Consider the following 15,017-nt stretch of genomic DNA (forward strand, 5'->3'; position numbering starts at 1 on the left):
CCTCCTCCGGATGATTCTCGCGCTCTACGGCGGATTAATTCGCCATAATCATTCCTCTCCCTTCACATTCCCTATCGCTACCAAGAAAATTTGAATCAGAAAGGCCATAAGCAACACGCCAGCACTGTTAAACAAGACATCAAGCAAGCGACCATCTCTGGAAAAGTATGGCTGAATGATTTCCGTGACAAGCGCAAGGCTTAGCGCAATCCAGGCAGCCACCTTCAATCGTCTTACTCCAATAAAAACAAACAACAGCCACATTGCGAACATGAAAAGATGCCCGACCTTCCGCATCACCACCTCTGTCCTCAGCTGATAAACTTCGAAAAATGCAAATTGTGGTTGTGACGTTATATTTATATTTAAATTACCGTGTTCCAACAATGTCAGCAAATTCGAGTTAAATAGAAAAGCAAACATCAATAAAGACCAAAAAATCATAGCAACAATTCTCAAACCCATCATTTCCTTTACCAATTCGATATGTTGCACATTCCCATGTAAAAGAAGAACAAAACCTCACTACATATTCAGTAAACTTTCACCTTTTGATGCTATTCCATTTATCAAACAAAAAACAAGACAAAAACCAACCGGAAGATTTTAGTAAATATTTTACCAAAAGAACCATCTAATACTTAATCATCGTTCATTCTCCGTTATGTCGCTATATCAATAAAGTTGAATTATTAATAAAATTTAGAAATAATATTGCAAACGGTTTAACCTTAGGGTAAAATGCAACTATTAGTAATTTTTTTAGTAAAAGGGAGGTCACTATGAATAATAATTTGAAGAAAATTGTATGGATCATGATTGGAATTGGATTTATTGCTGTAATGACAGCATGCTCTGGAGAGGATGATAGCCCGGCCTCCGGTAGTGGAGATGGCAGCAAAACGGACGATGCAAATGAACAAGTTTTGAATCTCTCCAAGAAAGACCGCATTACTACAATGGATTCATCCATGGCAACAGATGAGCTTTCCTTCCAATTTTTAGGCGCTACAATGGAAGGCTTATATCGTTTAGGTGAAAATGCGAAGCCAGTAGAAGGAATTGCGAAAGACCATGAAGAAAGCGAAGACGGGATGGTATGGACATTTCATTTAAGAGAAGATGCGAAATGGTCGAATGGTGATCCAGTAACAGCAGAAGATTTCGTGTATGCATGGCAGCGTACAGTTGATCCGAATACAGGCTCCGAGTATGGCCCTTATATGATGAAAGGCGTTATTAAAAATGCTGAAGAAGTGAGTAAGGGTGAAAAAGCTGTAGACGAGTTAGGTGTTACTGCAAAAGATGATCATACATTGGTTGTTGAACTGGCAAAACCGGTTCCTTACTTCGAATCATTAATGACTTTTGGTACATTCTTGCCGCTGAATAAGAGTTTTGTAGAAGAACAAGGCGATGACTATGCCCAAAGCACCGATAACCTCATTTTCAATGGACCTTTTAAACTAAAAAACTGGGAGAGCACAAGTGATTCCTGGGAAATGGTAAAGAACGAAGATTATTGGGATGCAGAGACCGTGGAAATAGAAAAAATGAATTATACGGTAGTGAAAGACCCGCAAACTGCTGTCGATTTGTATGATACAGGTGAGTTGGACAGAGTACAACTGAATTCCGATTTAGTAGATAACTATTCTACCAATGAAGATTATACGACAAGATCCAAACCGGTTGTCTATTACTTAAAACTAAACCAAACGCGTAATGAAGCATTAGCTAACACGAATATACGAGCAGCAATCAGTCGCGCATTTGATAAACAGGCACTTGCTGACGAGCTTTTAAATGACGGCTCCATTCCGGCAAATTGGCTGATCCCAAATGACTTTGCCCCACTTCCAGAAGGGACGGAGCATGATGGAGAAGAGATCAGGGACGTCAATGGCGAGCTAGTTAAGTATGACATAGAAAAGGCACAGGAATATTGGAAGAAAGGTTTGGAGGAGTTAGGGAAAGATTCTATCGAGCTGGAGTTTCTAGGTGGGGATGGAGAAAACTCGAAAACCATGCAGGAATATCTCGTAAACCAACTGGAAACAAACCTTGAAGGATTAAAAGTAGATCTAAAACAAGTACCAGGAAAGCAGAAATTAGAGTTAGATTCCAAGATGGATTATGACATCCAGCTTTCCGCATGGGGACCAGATTATATGGATCCATATTCCTTCCTTAGCCTGATGGAAACGGATGGCGAATACAACAAGATGGGTTATTCCAATAAGGAATACGACAAGTTATTAAAAGAAGCGCAAAATGAACTTGCAACACCAGGAAAAGGTGCGGAGCGTTATAATAACTTTATTGAAGCCGAGAAAATACTATTTGAGGATGCAGCCATCGCACCATTATATCAAGAATACGTCTCCCTTCTTGCATCTCCAAAGTTACAGGGCGTTATCACAAATCCAATCGGTCCGACGTACGAATATAAGTGGGCAAGCGTTGGTGGAGAATAATAGAGTTATAGTAAGGGAAATATAGATCGATTGTTAATAAAATTAAATTTGAATGATTCCATATTTAAATTCCCCCCTAAATATAGAAGCAATTAAAATGATTAAACAGCTTTAGCCCTGTAGAAAGAGGGCTAAGGCTGTTTTTTCGGTTTTGGATGGAGTCTGCTTATTTTCCCCTCTTATGACTGTCGCAATGACTAGAAAATTTTTACTAACTATGGCTTTGTTAACATCACCTAAAACGCTATAAATATTCTCTTAACAACTTCTTCCCTTCTTGGAGTTTCTCGTACGGCATAACCGTGTTATATTCCAAAATGAAGCGGCATTTTTCCGGTACATGTTGAAGCTCCTTGAAGATTGGCTTCCAGTTAATATTCCCGTCACCAATGGCTAAATGGTTGTCCGTATGGCCATCATTATCGTTCAGGTGGATTGCAAGCAACTGGTCTTTCGTGGTACGGATCACTTCCGGGATATCCCAGTTATTCAAATTGGCATGACCTGTGTCCAACACCAGTCCAAGCATTTCCTTATCAGGGAAATGATCCAACAGATGGCAAAACTCTTCCTGATTAAAAAGTTCTGTGCCGTTATGTCCGATATTTTCAATGGCAATGGGCTGCCTGTATTGTTTTGCATGTTGCTGCAATTCTCTAATAGCTTCCAAAGCCCGCCTTTGTGCTTGATGCTTATCAAAGATTTGAAACATACAAATGCCTGGGTCAACAATCACATGATGTGCCTGGATTTCGGCCGCAATTTCAATTGTTTTCTTAAATTCGTTTAAGGCCGTTTTTCTGACTGCAGCATTTTCACTGGTTAAGTTCAAGTCGAACATCGGACCGTGTACACTATAAGTGAAAGGATAAGAATTGAGGTATGTTTTTACTTCTGAAAAGCTAGCTTCCTTATCGTTCCATTGGGGTCCATCCAGGAATAATTCAACCCCATCTGCGCCATAGTCAGCAAACGCTTGTAAATTTGTTTTTACCGGCTTTTCCAATTGAACTAATCCAGAATAAAAAATCTCTCTTGGCATGATATACCCCCATTGAAATTAATAGATTGATTGTTAGAATACAATAGGTAAGGGGGAAATTCGAGTACGGTGTGATATACATCAGTAGAAACCACCAATTAATTCAACAAGTAATAGACGCCTCCAGATGAAGTAACAGAAAAATAAGACAATTTATGATATACTTATGAAAAGGAGGTGATCCCGATTGGCTGCTTTTACTGACCATGATAATCATATGGAGGTTGACCGAATGATAAACGAAGGGTTGGGTGGCGGTTTCATTTCCAATGATTATGATGTAAGAAGATTTGAAGTTTACCCACAACCTACTCCTATACCAAACAGTTCCCCACAATTACATGACTCGGCCCAAATAGTTTTAGTTTCAGATGTTGAATTAATGGAGTCCTTATAACAAGGGGTTCCTTCTACTATCACCTAGTTAAAAGTTCCGAAGCGGCTCTTTCTGTACTATTCACAGGGAGAGCCATTCTTCATTTCTAACACTTACTTTGCCAAAAATTGCTTTTTTATGTATACAAAAGATCCTGTGGAAGCATACTCAAATGTAGTATTTGATCTCATGTTTCATTCCCTCCCTGGAAAGGAATTTAATATATAAAGCTACTCGAAAGGATGAGAGATATGCTAAAACTTGATGGAGAAAAACAAGGTGAATTGTTAGAAGTAACAACAGAAGGAACAGCAACACAGGAGGATTTACAATTATTTAAAGAAGCATTGAAAGCGAAAAAACTTCAAGAGGAACCACTCAACATTTTATTCATTTTCAAAAACATTGAAGGCAATACTCCTAAAGCGTTATTGGAGGCATTTAAGGTTGTTGCCCACTTAAAGAGCATTAATAAGAGTGCTATTGTCGCGGATGATACCTTTATGCGTATAGATCAAAATAAGGTCATTCCAGGAGTTGAAATCGAACGCTTTTCATTGGAAGAAGCGGATGAAGCTAGAAGATGGCTTCGGGAGTAAAGAAATACAAATAAATGAAGAAAAGCATAAACAACTTACTCCTCATTGATAGGCAGAAGCAACACCCAGCGCTATTGCTAAAATTCACAGGGGAACTCCATTCTGAAACAAACCATGGCTACTACTGAAAACTAACTTTATAAAGTCTTAAGAAAGGAGTCGGTAAAGATAAACCGATTCCTTTTTCACCTCTAAAATGGCAATGGCGAGACAGCTAACCTTTTTAATGTAAGGAAAAGTACGTAGGATTAATTGATGAGATTAAAAGAGGAGTATAAAAAATTTTCTTTGGGAATTGGCACATTTACTTAGTTCTCAAGAATAGAAATACGTGTTTTTATGTCTAAATTCTCATTAGCAGTAATCGCAATTATTTAATGTACTTTTCGCAATTCCTTTTTAATCGATAGTTCCACTCTCTGAAGATCTGATTCTAATTTTGCTTGTCGATTTTCTACATTGCCCATTCTAGTTTTGAGTTCCTTCACGTCCTCAGAAACTTCTAAAATCGCTTGGAATATATTATCCAACGTTACTTTACTCAATGTATCCCCCTCCTTTTTCAGATATTTATACTAGCATGACCGTTCCTCTTCAACAAGCGAACAAGATATGACATATATTTTTTAAGCATATTTACTAAATACCATGCTAATACTGCTACTTCAAGCTACGTGCTTTAATTCTTCTGGTTATAACCCTCTCCCTCATTATCAAACGTCGAAATACACTTCTCCCTTCGACATCATTTCCTAATTTATTTCCCAGGAATTATTTAGGCAGTATTTGTCGTTTAGCTCCTTCTGCCTGATGGCTTATTTATACAAAGTGTGCGCAAGATGCTATTTATTCTCCGAAAATGAAACAGCTTAGAGAGGAATTAACAATTGTAGCCATGCCTATGATTAACCCGGATGCTACCGAGCTAAATCGACGCGGTAATGATATGACATGGGCTGAGGTAGTGGACCAATTCCCACAATTGGAGGGCGTAGAGCCGTCTTGGAATTATTATACCTATACAAATAAATATTGGGACTATGCTTCGACCCCAGGTTTCGATGTGAATCGTGATTTCAATCCTGACCTGAATTATCAGCCACAGCCGGAGGATTTCCCTAATTCATCTTCTGAGCCAGGCTGGTTTATTACACCAGAAGCACAAACAGTTCGGGATGTGTATAAAAATTTACAAGAACAACATGGTAAGGTCGATGTTTTTGTAGATTTACATCATCAAGGTGAATATGTAATTGAAGGCACAGATGATCCGGTGACCTTATCCTTGTCAGGAGTGTTTATTCCACATCCAGATACACCAGAAGGGGAAAAGTACCGTGAATATGCAGATGATTATAATGTTGATTTTTCTAAACAGCTTAATGTCGCTGCATATAATGCATTACAGCAAATGGGGAATTCTCCTTTTGGAAATGTCTCACTTTACCCTCAGGCATTAGATTTACCAGGAACCGCACTTGGATCCTTTGCCCTTAATGGTAGTGGTGCAGTACTGTTTGAAATCACTGGCCAAACCCAAAGCTACGGACAAAAGAAACTCGGGCAACTAACAAAAGCTGTAGAAACAGGTGTATATGGTATATTGGAGAGTGTTGCAACAGAGGAAGTTCATGCATTGGATGTAGAGGATTATGATGAGATTCCTTTAACGGAAAGATAATTAACATAAAAAGGCGCAACGAGCATATTGTGTTATCCTCGTTGCACCTTTTTTCCATATGAATTCTATTTGCTCACAGTAAGCAATTTATACGTACTTCAAGCTACTGAAAGTCTCTTGGAATTTGTTTTTTCCATGTTCGAGTGAAAAATTCCTCTTTATTATAATAAGCAGTAAGTTTGTTAGTTAAATAGAATGTTGTTTCATCACTTGTCATTTCGCTTTCCGTATACATTTTGATATCCCAGTCTTCCCGTCCTAATGTCATCTCCCATTCACATCTAATATGTGCGGATAATGGGTCACCGGATTTGATGGAGTACGTATTTTTATTAATGCTACCGTGCTTTAACCCATTATGAATGAGACGGCGTTCGCCTTCATCAGAAAAATCCTCTAATTTCCATTTGTCCGTAATTGTACTATGAGTAACTTCGCGTGTTCTACTTTCCTCACGCAAAATTTCACGCTCAATAACTGGTGCTGTTTCAGACGGTTTAAAATGAATCGTAGAATCCAACTTCGGGTCTGGTGTACGAACAGGCAAGCTTAATAAAGTATCCTCACCTGTGATTACTTCTAGTGTGACAGGTTTTGGTGATGGCCAAGCCTGTGGCCAGTATGTTGGTGACAACGCAACTTCTAATCTATGGCCTGCGGGAAGATTTTGCCCGATACTATCTAATTTAATTGAAGCATGATAAACCTTTCCTTTTTCCAATAGAGTTGGCTTTTCGTGTGATTCAAGATGATTTAAATTCAACATGCCCCAGCTTATAAGTGTAGACTCACCAGTTGGTGCTTTATCACTTAGTCGGACAGCCACAAGCGCATTTGCTTGATCAGAGGTGAATGCCATATGAAAGATAGGATGTCCGAGAAGGTCGACATCCGCATCGAAAGGCTCCGATGTGAAAACAACTGATTTACCGTTTTCCAACCGTTGATCAGATGGAAGATCACCCGCCTCACCAAAAGGGCAATACACCCCAGCATAGTAACCATGCTCCTGGACACTTGGTATGAGCACCTTTTTAGTAGCGCACGGTTCTTGTGTCATTGTTCCGCTTTTATTCAGCCAAAACTTCTCTTCATTTACTTGAGTTGACGGCCAGCTTGTATCTACAACCCACTTTCCTGGGCGTTCATCATAGTTGACCTGTGGCAGTGCGCTATCTTGAATATAAGACCTTAATTTAGGCTCATCCTTCATCCCAGTATCAACCCCCTTAAGCCATTGATCCCACCAGCGAAGACATTCTTGAAGAAAGCCGATCGTTGGTTCTGGTGTAGCTACTTCCGGAAATTCATGTGCCCATGGACCAATTAATCCTTTTGCATATGGGAGATTTTCTATCATGCGGAAAACGGCATCTGTATAACCGTCCTGCCAGCCACTTACTGCAAAAACCGGAATTTGAATGGCGGAATAATCCTCACAGACCGAACCGTGTTTCCAGTAATCGTTCCTTCGTTGGTGACTCATCCATTCATTAACATATGGAGTAGTATTTAGACGTTGCAGCCAGTTTTCCTTCCAGCCTTCCCCAACAACTTCCGGATCTTGAGGGCGTGCACTGTAGGCAAACATCGTAGACGCCCACCACAACATATCTGAAGCAAGTATATTGCCACCTCGATAATGCACATCATCCGCATATCTGTCATCTGTGGAACACAAGGTAATAATTGTTTTTAATGCTGGATGTTTTCTCGCAGCTATTTGGAGCCCATTAAATCCTCCCCATGATTTGCCGATCATCCCAATGCTACCTGTCGACCAAGGCTGTTTGCACACCCAATCAAAAATCTCCAGTGCATCATCATGCTCTTGTTTTAAATATTCATCCAGCAAAATCCCGTCTGAATTCCCTGTTCCCCTTATGTCCACTCGTATAGATGCATAGCCATGTCCGGCAAAATAAGGATGACGAATGGAATCGCGTATTGCCGTAAAATCATCTTTACGATACGGCAAATATTCCAAAATCACTGGCACAGGCTTCTCCTCGGCATCTTTCGGCAGCCAGATTGTAGCAGCTAATTTTGCACCATCAGATAAAGGAATCCATACATGCTCTTTCTTTATTATTTCTCTTGGATACGCTGTTTTAATATTTCTTTTATCAGAATCGTTTACGTTAAAAACCATGATGCTCCAACTCCTCTTCCCTTTGTATTTACTAAACGTGTACAAGTGGAAGTATCACGTGACTTTTACCATAATGAACAGTAATACTTACACTGGTCTTCGGCCTGATTGTATATTCATAATCACTCGACATAAGTACAAGACCAATTTGATGTCCTTTTTCAAATTTGTAGTCATGTGGTTCCATATCCCATTCGAAGGTATATATACGACCAGGATCTAAAGCCTTTGATTGCCAAATCGAGTCCACATTGCATGCATCCATCCATCCTCTGGTAACGACTGTCGCACCGTCAGGGCCATAATCAACTAATAATGCCGTCAAATTAGCTGCTGGATGATCTACACTTGCCTGAATTGATAATTGTGGAAATCCACTGATACGTATTGGACTATCAAGCTTTGAAGTCACGTATGCCAAACGATGCGGGGCTATTACTTCGGGCTTCTTCACTAATTCCTCTGCTTTCATGAAGGCATTGTCCGTAAATGTAGCCTTTTCTTCTTCACTTGCTCCCTCAAATTCTTGGAGGGCCCCTCTGCCACTTGGATCCGTGCCAAGATAAAACAATGTGTTATGGGCGTCTATATGGGGCCATTCCGTTTGTTGAATCCATGTATCATCAGGTTGTTGAATGGTCACTTGTGCTTCATCCATTACACCATTGTCCTTATCATACAACCAAAAATCAAACCAGCGATGGAGTGTCTTTAGCCACTTATCACCACCAGTTACTTTCGGATCAATATGTCCACCGTTATGCAGCCAAAGCTTTCGTGGTATATCATGTTGTTTCAGCTTTTCCCACCACTGGGCAAACTGCTTTCTCTTCACATTCATATCATTTAATCCATGTACAAGAAATACACTTGCCTTCAAATTATGTACGCCGTTTAAATAATTCCGCTCATCCCAGAACGCATTGTAATCACCTGTTTTACGATCCTGTTCTTTTTCCATCTGATCCATACATTCCATGCATACGTCAGGATTGTCCCGTGTCAAAACACCTTTAGCCAAACGGTCCGCATCATCACCCTGATATCCACCAGGAGCAATTACCGCTCCATTTGCCCTGTAATAATCATACCAATTACTAATGGCCCCAATTGGCACAATTGTTTTTAAACCAGGAACATCCAATGTCGCTAACCCATTCGGGATGGTGCCTTCATAGGACAAGCCAATCATTCCGGTTTTTCCGTTCGTCCAGTATGCTGAAATATTATTTCCAGATTCATCAAAACCATCGGCACGTCCATTCAACCAATCAATAACAGCCTTAGCCGCCAGTAGCTCCTGTGGGTCCCCCGTTGTTGGACAGCCGTCAGATCCCTTTGAACCGATACTACTGGCGTTTACCATTGCGTAACCTCGCGGAACAAAGTATTTATCATAATGATACTCCTCTGTAAAGGAAGGAGCTGGACAATGAAGCTCTTCATCTACATTGTAATAGTCCGGATAGACAAGTCCCGCATTGTATGGACTCATGTTATAGATAACCGGAACCTGTATCCCTTTCTCTGTTTCCTCTGGCCGGATAATATCTACTTTCACACGGTCCTTCTTCCCGTCGTGATCGCTGTCAACAGATGTTTCCACCCAAACCTTCTCACGAATGGCCTTTTTAAAGGCATGAGACTCGTCCGATGTTCGTTTTTTGCTCATTTGCATTTGTGCTTGTTTTCCTCTACGTCCAACTATACATAAAGCTAGAAGGATACTAATTAATAAACTAAACTTACCTCTTCGACTCACTATTTACCCCACTTTCTACTGATTCTGTGCTGGCATTTATGCATGAAAGTGCTAGAATTCATCCCAAGTGCAACCCCACTGGTCATATTTCTCTATTTTCCTCGTACGCATAATTGATGGCAGATTGTTTATCAGCCGGGACGGTATTTAAGATAGTTTGATAAACGTAGGCCATTGTCTTTTTAGCGGCTTCCTTTTTTGTATAATTTCTCCTTAAATTAAGTAGATTTGTTATCATCCCTGTCCAAATCAACATCGTTGTATCCGCAATGTATGATACATCTTCTTCATGGATAAATCCTTCATCAATAGCTGGCTTTATAAATAATGAGCTACGAGTCGAAATATTATGTTCTACTATAATGGATCTTACTTCCTCAGATAGATTAACCAATTCATTGGCATATGCCGCATAATATTCATGTACTAATTCGTCAGGAACCTTACCAAGATTATCGATATAAAGTAAAGAATAAATCTCCGGTAGCTTAAATGAATGTTTGCAAAAGCATTCCCATGCATACAGCCATTGTTCGGTGGTATTTTTTCCTAATGCCATATATTTTGGTAATTCCTGTATATAAGGACGGGTATAACGCATGACCGCAAAAAACTTCAAATGGGAAATATCTTGAAAATAATTATAAACGGTAGAACTCGTATACCCCGCTTTATCAGCAATTTCCCGAATGGTTATTTTTTGTAATCCTTTTTCATTAATAATTTCTTCGGTTGCATCCAAAAAGTAGTTCCACATTCTTGCCTTCTGAATTTCTTTTCGTTTTTCGTTCATTCCTTCACACTCCACATGGAAATATAATGACTGGAACAATCCATTTTCCCTTCAAAAGTCGGACAACACAGCAACTAGTTGATTTTACTATTGATCATTGATCTCATTTTACATTTATCGTTTTATGAAAAAGGTTCAGCACATTTCTACGTTAAATTTAGAGAATGATCAACATTCTCCTTAACGTTGATCACTCTGGGGATTAAAGGCGTCACGCAAGCCGTCACCAATAAAGTTAATTGATAAAACGGTTAATAATATAAGAAGTCCAGGCGGAATCCATGCTTCAGGATGGTTGCGTAAGATTCTAATGTTTTGAGCTTCTGATATCATATTTCCCCATGTCGGTGTCGGCTGGGGTATCCCCATTCCTATAAAGCTCATACCAGACTCAATAATAATCATTGTAGCCATCATTAATGTTGCATTAACAACAATAGGCCCAAGCGCATTAGGAAGAAAATGTTTAAAAATTGTACGCATGTCCCCTGCTCCGATCGCCCTTGCACTCAAAATAAATTCTTGTTCCCGTAAACTGAGAAATGTCGCTCTAATAATTCGGGCCAAATTCGGCCATGTAGTAAAGGCAATCACAATAACGAAGATGCCAATTGTCACTTCATCAACAATTGAAATAATTGTCAATGCAAGGACAAAGAAAGGAAGAGCATAAACCAAATCAGCTGCTCTCATAATCAATGCATCTACTTTACCTCCATAATAACCTGCCAGACTTCCTGTTATAATTCCAAACACAAGTGTAAATAGCATGGCACTAAATCCAACGATTAACGATGTCCTTGCACCATACAACAATCGGGCGAAATTATCCCGACCGGATCCGTCTGTACCAAGAATATGCTCGGAGGATGGTTTATTCTCAACAAGCATCAGATCACTCTTTGTTGGATCCTGACTTGTCAATAGTGGTGCAAATACAGCCATTAATACAATGATGACTAAGACAATTGTGCCGATCACAGCAAGTTTGTTTTGCAAAAATCGCTCCAGAGCCATTTTTGCAGGGGTTTTAGGTTTTTCAATATGATCCCCATGCTGCTCATCCATATTAAGTGCTACGCCATTATTACTTCCTTTCATATTTTCACCCCTCAATCATACCGAATTCTTGGATCAACAAAACTATATAAAATATCAGCAAGCAAATTTCCAAATAAAATTGTTGTTCCAAGTAATAGATTAATTGCCATAATAACTGGATAATCTCTGTTCACAATAGAATCGATAAATAATGAACCGAGACCTGGATAGTTAAACACCTGTTCAGTGATCACCGCACCACCTAACAGGATTCCCAGTTCGAATCCCAGTAGTGTAATGATGGGGATTAGTGCATTTCTAAGTGTGTGCTTATACAAGATATTCGACTCACTCATCCCTTTAGCTTTTGCGGTACGGATATAATCACTCTCCATAATATCCATGACTTCGGAGCGTACATAACGCATATATGTAGCAATACCTGCAAGACCAAGCGTAAAGCCTGGAAGAACTAGATGATGCAAGCGATCCCAGATACGCGCAATTCCCTCTGTATTCCCTGACACAGAGCCCTGAGCCGGAAACCAGCCAAGGTTAATAGAAAATACATAAATGGCAACAAGACCGAAGAAGAAGTTAGGAATAGCCAAGCCTAAAAAACCAAATGTAGTTGCCGTATAGTCAAGCATAGAATAAGGGTTCCTTGCCGAGTAAAGCCCAATTGGAATGGCAAAAATAAAGGTAATAAAAAGCGCAAACAAACTCAGGTAAACCGTATTTGTAGCCCTCTCTCCGACAATACTCTCCACAGAGCGGCCTTTATATTGGAGTGACTCACCAAAGTCCCCTGTAACAAATCCCCCGAGCCAATGAAAATATTGAACGGGTAATGGATCATTTAAGCCGAGTGCTTCCCGCTGTTGTTCATAAACCTCCGGGTCAACACTAGAGTCAATATTTCTCGTAAACGGATCACCTGGGGCTGCTTTAGCAAGACTAAAAATGATTATGGTTAGAATAAATAGCATGGGGATAAACACAAGTATCCGCCGTATAATATATTGAGCCATTTGATCACCCCTTATGATGTAATTTAAAAATAGTTATCTACTAACGTTTTTGATCACAGTAAATTTGAATGTAACACCGCCATTAAAAACGATACACTTCTTCACTACGATATCTCCACAATTAACGGGAAGAACGCAAGGCGACTGAATATGTCCATTGCGTCCAAACACCGTCTTAGTGCTCCTATATCTTATGGAGATGAACTTTCGGTTAATAACAACCATAACGTGCTAGTGCAGATACTGGTAAAAGTTCTTTCCTTAGGCCGTGTAACTGTAAGCCCATATCATCGGGTTTCAATATCTATTGTTATTTGCTTACCCACCATTCGTGCGTATTGTTATACATAGTAAATGGCAATGGATCAATGCCATGCAATCGGTTATTATATCCCCATAGCGCCTGTTCTTCATATAAAATCAATTCAGGTAGATCTCTAGAAAATATCTCCTGCCATTCAGCATAAATTTCTTTTCGTTTAGACTGTTCAAATGCATCTGCACCTTCTGTCGCATCTTTAAGTAACTTGTCTGCCTCTTTGTTGTTCCATCTAGCATAATTATAAGGTGTTTTAATAGAATAAATCTCAGATGGGTCAGGGTCTCGTCTATTCAGTCCCCAGCCAATCAGGTAGAGATCCCAGTCATTATTATCATTCTCAATATCTTCTAGAAATGCAGAGAATTCCTTTGGCTGACGCAAATCCACACTAATACCTACTTCCTCCAGTTGCTGCTCAATAATAGGCCCTTGGCGATCCTTGCCTGCTGGGTAATTTAAATTTAGAATCCACTTATTACCGTCTGGGTCTTCTCTCATACCATCTCCATCTGTATCCACATAACCTTCCTCATCAAGAATACTCTTCGCTTGTTCCTGATCGAAATCATAATGATTTACAGCCTCATCGTCATATGCCCAGAACTTACGTGGTATTGGTGATTCGACCACTTCTCCTTGGCCAAATAACAGACCTTTAACAATGCCTTCACGATTAATTGCATAGGCAATCGCCTGGCGAACTTTCGGATTAGCAATTTTCTCATTGACTTTCCAGTTATCAGGATTGATCGCTTTATTTTGGACATCTTTAGCTGTCCGGTGGTTGAGCTTAAATCCAAGAACGTCAATACTGAAATCCGGCTGCTTAATTGTTTTAATATTTTCATTCCCTGCCACTTGTTCGAAATCAGCTGCTGGAATATTATCAGGCTGTGCAATGAAATCAATATCGCCCTTTTCCAAAAGACCAATCATGACAGATGGCTCTACAATTTTCCATTCAACCTTTTCCAAATAAGGCTTTCCCTGCCAATAATCATCATGACGGACCATTTCATAGCTTTCACGTTCTACCATACTGGAGAACTTAAATGGTCCAGTACCAACCACTTTTTCAGGGTCACGGGATTCAGGTGCTTTTATAATATCGGCAATCGGCATGTCCGCAAATATATGTTTTGGTATTATCGGAAAACTTGTGTAGTATAGTAAGCTGGCATTCGGTTGGTCAAATTTAAATGTAACGGTATACTCATCTTCTGCAACCACTGCTTCAAATTTATCTGTTTCCCCTTTGCTGTAGCTTTCATAACCTTTTAATGGTTCAACAAAAATGGTTCTTAGCCCTCCGGAAGCTACATAGGAAGGGTCCATCAAGGTTTGATATGTAAAGACAACATCATCTGCGGTAAAGTCCTCTCCATCATGCCATTTAACATCTTTACGAATGTTGAAAGTGACTTCGGTTTGATCCTCACTTATTGTCCATTCTTCTGCTAGCTGTGGTGTGAATTCAAGCTTGTCATTTTGAGTAACAAGGCTTTCATGTGTGAATTCAAGCATTTTTTCTTCATAGGAATCGGTATAAAAAATTGGATTAAATACTCCGCCAGGCGCAGTTCCCATAGCCCCTACGACCTTACCGCCTTCCTGCGGTTCACCTGGATCTTCTGCGTTGGCGTTTTCACTCCCATTCCCTGAATTATTACTGCATGCTGTAAGGGTTACAATTAACATGAGTAGCAATGTAATAGAAACAAATAACTTATTTATTTTCATG

12 protein-coding genes and 1 pseudogene are annotated in these 15,017 nt (G+C 39.7%); 4 read left to right on the forward strand and 9 right to left on the reverse strand.

Going from position 1 to position 15,017, the window contains the following annotated elements; genetic code table 11:
- Positions 1-48: 48 nt before the first annotated feature.
- Positions 49-459, reverse strand: a complete 411-nt coding sequence (locus X953_RS15115; protein ID WP_040956331.1) for a VanZ family protein — start codon at positions 457-459, stop codon at positions 49-51.
- Between the two features lie 323 nt (positions 460-782).
- Between X953_RS15115 and X953_RS15120 the strand changes: the two genes are divergently transcribed.
- Positions 783-2,477: a peptide ABC transporter substrate-binding protein gene (locus X953_RS15120; protein ID WP_040956332.1), complete on the forward strand. Its 1,695-nt coding sequence runs from the start codon at positions 783-785 to the stop codon at positions 2,475-2,477.
- Positions 2,478-2,721: 244 nt separating this feature from the next.
- Here X953_RS15120 and X953_RS15125 read toward each other — a convergent pair whose 3' ends face one another.
- Positions 2,722-3,519, reverse strand: a complete 798-nt coding sequence (locus X953_RS15125) for a sugar phosphate isomerase/epimerase (protein ID WP_040956333.1) — start codon at positions 3,517-3,519, stop codon at positions 2,722-2,724.
- A gap of 187 nt (positions 3,520-3,706) precedes the next feature.
- Here X953_RS15125 and X953_RS15130 point away from each other — a divergent pair, with 187 nt between their 5' ends.
- Together X953_RS15130 and X953_RS15135 are read left to right on the forward strand one after the other, a co-directional pair.
- A complete protein-coding gene (locus X953_RS15130) occupies positions 3,707-3,916 on the forward strand; it encodes a hypothetical protein (protein ID WP_040956334.1) in 210 nt (69 codons plus the stop codon).
- Positions 3,917-4,146: 230 nt separating this feature from the next.
- A complete protein-coding gene (locus tag X953_RS15135; RefSeq protein WP_040956335.1) occupies positions 4,147-4,494 on the forward strand; it encodes an STAS/SEC14 domain-containing protein in 348 nt (115 codons plus the stop codon).
- A 374-nt stretch (positions 4,495-4,868) separates the two neighbouring features.
- Here X953_RS15135 and X953_RS19850 read toward each other — a convergent pair whose 3' ends face one another.
- On the reverse strand, positions 4,869-5,039 hold the full coding sequence (locus X953_RS19850; RefSeq protein ID WP_156958497.1) for a hypothetical protein: 171 nt from the start codon (positions 5,037-5,039) through the stop codon (positions 4,869-4,871).
- A 305-nt stretch (positions 5,040-5,344) separates the two neighbouring features.
- Here X953_RS19850 and X953_RS15140 point away from each other — a divergent pair.
- A pseudogene (locus X953_RS15140) lies at positions 5,345-6,175 on the forward strand (M14 family zinc carboxypeptidase); the annotation flags it as partial.
- A gap of 103 nt (positions 6,176-6,278) precedes the next feature.
- Here the strand turns inward: X953_RS15140 and X953_RS15145 are convergent.
- The 6 genes from X953_RS15145 to X953_RS15170 all read right to left on the reverse strand — a co-directional run bounded on the left by X953_RS15145 (position 6,279) and on the right by X953_RS15170 (position 15,016).
- Positions 6,279-8,327: a CocE/NonD family hydrolase gene (locus tag X953_RS15145; protein WP_040956336.1), complete on the reverse strand. Its 2,049-nt coding sequence runs from the start codon at positions 8,325-8,327 to the stop codon at positions 6,279-6,281.
- Between the two features lie 31 nt (positions 8,328-8,358).
- Complete coding sequence (locus X953_RS15150; RefSeq protein WP_040956337.1) at positions 8,359-10,089, reverse strand: Xaa-Pro dipeptidyl-peptidase; 1,731 nt, start codon at positions 10,087-10,089, stop codon at positions 8,359-8,361.
- 82 nt (positions 10,090-10,171) lie between these two features.
- A complete protein-coding gene (locus X953_RS15155) occupies positions 10,172-10,882 on the reverse strand; it encodes a TetR/AcrR family transcriptional regulator (protein WP_019377453.1) in 711 nt (236 codons plus the stop codon).
- Between the two features lie 180 nt (positions 10,883-11,062).
- On the reverse strand, positions 11,063-11,983 hold the full coding sequence (gene opp4C / locus X953_RS15160; RefSeq protein ID WP_019377454.1) for an oligopeptide ABC transporter permease: 921 nt from the start codon (positions 11,981-11,983) through the stop codon (positions 11,063-11,065).
- A gap of 11 nt (positions 11,984-11,994) precedes the next feature.
- Positions 11,995-12,954 (reverse strand): ABC transporter permease, encoded by a 960-nt coding sequence (locus tag X953_RS15165; protein WP_019377455.1) that lies wholly within the window; start codon positions 12,952-12,954, stop codon positions 11,995-11,997.
- 310 nt (positions 12,955-13,264) lie between these two features.
- Complete coding sequence (locus X953_RS15170; RefSeq protein ID WP_040956338.1) at positions 13,265-15,016, reverse strand: ABC transporter substrate-binding protein; 1,752 nt, start codon at positions 15,014-15,016, stop codon at positions 13,265-13,267.
- Position 15,017 lies beyond the last annotated feature (1 nt).

This window comes from Virgibacillus sp. SK37 (genome assembly GCF_000725285.1).
Lineage (GTDB): Bacteria > Bacillota > Bacilli > Bacillales > Amphibacillaceae > Virgibacillus_Q.

Coding starts and splice junctions, on each gene's coding strand:
- X953_RS15120 (WP_040956332.1), top strand. CDS start 783: ATGAATAATAATTTGAAGAAAATTGTATGGATCATGATTGGAATTGGA.
- X953_RS15125 (WP_040956333.1), bottom strand. CDS start 3,519: ATGCCAAGAGAGATTTTTTATTCTGGATTAGTTCAATTGGAAAAGCCG.
- X953_RS15135 (WP_040956335.1), top strand. CDS start 4,147: ATGCTAAAACTTGATGGAGAAAAACAAGGTGAATTGTTAGAAGTAACA.
- X953_RS15145 (WP_040956336.1), bottom strand. CDS start 8,327: ATGGTTTTTAACGTAAACGATTCTGATAAAAGAAATATTAAAACAGCG.
- X953_RS15155 (WP_019377453.1), bottom strand. CDS start 10,882: ATGAACGAAAAACGAAAAGAAATTCAGAAGGCAAGAATGTGGAACTAC.
- opp4C (WP_019377454.1), bottom strand. CDS start 11,983: ATGAAAGGAAGTAATAATGGCGTAGCACTTAATATGGATGAGCAGCAT.
- X953_RS15165 (WP_019377455.1), bottom strand. CDS start 12,954: ATGGCTCAATATATTATACGGCGGATACTTGTGTTTATCCCCATGCTA.
- X953_RS15170 (WP_040956338.1), bottom strand. CDS start 15,016: ATGAAAATAAATAAGTTATTTGTTTCTATTACATTGCTACTCATGTTA.